1 protein-coding gene is annotated in these 2,272 nt (G+C 74.4%); it reads right to left on the bottom strand.

The window, feature by feature from the left end; all coding sequences use genetic code 11:
- On the bottom strand, positions 1-2,052 hold a 2,052-nt coding region (locus tag FNQ90_RS20225; protein ID WP_182607667.1), incomplete at its 3' end, for a putative bifunctional diguanylate cyclase/phosphodiesterase.
- Positions 2,053-2,272 lie beyond the last annotated feature (220 nt).

Here is a 2,272-nt window from a genome sequence, read left to right as displayed (position 1 = left end):
GGGCTCCCCGGTGAGGGCGTGGGTGTGGGCCCGGGCGCGCAGCCACGCCGTGGTCTCCTCCGCCGGCATGGCGCGGGAGACCAGCCACCCCTGAACGGCGTCACACCCCAACTCTCGGAGGCGTTCCCAGGTCTCCCGGTCCTCCACCCCCTCGGCGACGACCACCAGGCCCAGGGAATGGGCCAACTCGACGGTGCAGCGCACGATCTCGGCGTCCTCGGTGTCCACCGCCAGGGAGGAGACGAAGGAACGGTCGATCTTCAGCTCGCTGAGCGGCAACCGACGCAGGTGGACCAGGGAGGAGTAGCCGGTGCCGAAGTCGTCCAGGGACATCCGCACCCCGTGGACGGTGAGTCCGGCGAGGGTGTGGGCGGCCTGCTCGGGATCCTCGAGCATGACGTTCTCGGTGATCTCCAGTTGCAGGGAGCCGGCCGGGACGCCGTGACGGGCCAGGCGGGCGGCGACGGAGCCGGCGAAACCCGGGGCGTAGACCTCACGGGGCGAGACGTTGACGGCCACCGGGACCATGATGCCCTCCTCTCGCCACCGCGCCACCCGGTGCAGGGCGGTTTCCAGGACGTATTCGGTGAGCCGGGGCATCAGTCCCGAGCTCTCGGCGATGGCGATGAACTCGGCCGGCGGGATCGATCCGCGCTCGGGGTGGTCCCACCGCACCAGGGCCTCCAGGCCCCGCACCCGGCCGTCGAAGCCGACCTTGGGCTGATAGTGCAGGGCGATGTCCCGGTTCTCCAGGGCCCGGCGCAGGTCACCGAGCAGGCCCAGGCGATCGGGGGTGTTGGCGTCCCGGCACGGGTCGTACACCTGCACCGCGTCCCGGTCCTGCTTGGCCGTGTACATGGCCACGTCGGCACGCCGCAGCAGGTCCTCCGCGTCCCCGGCGTGGTCGGGGAAGACCGCGACACCCGCGCCGGCCTCGACCACCAGGCGGATGCCGTTGAGGTCCAGCGGCTCCCCGAGCGCGGTGGTGAGGTCGCGGGCCACCCGCTGGGCGGCGGTGACCGACTCGACCCGCGGCAGGAGAACGGCGAACTCGTCCCCTCCGGGGCGGGCGATCGCCGACCCGGGGGGCAGGGCGCGGCGGATCCGGTCGGCGACCCGTACCAGCAGCCGATCGCCGGTGGAGTGCCCCAGGGTGTCGTTGACCGAGCGGAAACGGTCCAGGTCGATCAGGACGAGGGCGAACCGGGTTCCCGCCTCCTCCGACTCCCGCACCAGGCGGCGAATGTGCTCCAGCAGCCACTGTCGGTTGGGCAGGCCGGTCAGCGGATCGAGGATCTGCTCGCGCGCCCGGGCCCGGGCGATCCACAGGGTGGAGTCGAGGGCGATCACCGGGCCGGCGAAGAGCGGCAGGAGCAGCGGTGCGTGCACGAGGACCACCCCGATCAGGGGGGCGAGGCCGAGCAGGGCGAGGGAGATCAGCCCCTGGCGCAGCAGCGCGGCACGCAGGAGTCGACTCGGACCGCCGGTGGGGGCGAGGCACAGCCACAACAGCGCCCGGGTGAGCAGGAGGTGGGCACAGGCCGCCGCGACGATCAGCGGGATGTCGCCGAGGTCCCACCGGTGGGGGTGCCAGGGTGAGTCACCGCGCGGGTGGACCCCGCCGACGGCCAGGAGCAGGGCACCCGCGCTGATGCCGACGACCTCGGCGGAGGCGTGCAGCACCGCCTCCCGGGCGCGTCCGCGGTGCACGAGGCCCACCGCGCCGACCAGGGCGAGGGCGATCAGGACCGCGGGGGTCCAGCCGTAGAGCAGGAGGACCGCCAGGGTGACGGCGGAGCCCGAGCCGGCACCGCCCCACCAGCGCCCGGGGCCCAGCGCCATCAGGTGGGCCACGATCAGGCAGGCGAGCACGGCGAGGCCGATGCCGGGAGCCCCCAGCGGGAGGAGGGGGGCGCCCCCGGCGAGGACGACGGCGCCGCCGAGCGGCAGCAGGACGGCGGCGAACGGGGGGAGGGCGCCGCGCAGGACGGGGCAGCGGGGCGCGGTGTCGCGACCGGACGGGACCGGGTGCCCCGGGGGCGCTGCGTGCATGTGGTCCCTCTCCCGGCCGGATGACCGCCCGTCGCTGAACGGGCAACGTGACACCACATTAGGTCCCCGACCGGGATGACGTGCGGTGATTCACGACCGGTGGGTTCCGGCCCCGGGTGGGCCCGGAACGGGTCGGACGGGTGTGGAGGGGCGTCGGGCGGATCCGGCCGGCCGGGGTCGAGGGCCCGATCAGCGGACGAGACGGCACGGGACGGCGGGG

Source organism: Streptomyces alkaliphilus, from assembly GCF_014141535.1.
GTDB classification, from domain to species: Bacteria; Actinomycetota; Actinomycetes; order Streptomycetales; family Streptomycetaceae; genus Streptomyces; species Streptomyces alkaliphilus.
This window is presented reverse-complemented; position numbering and strand designations above follow the sequence as displayed.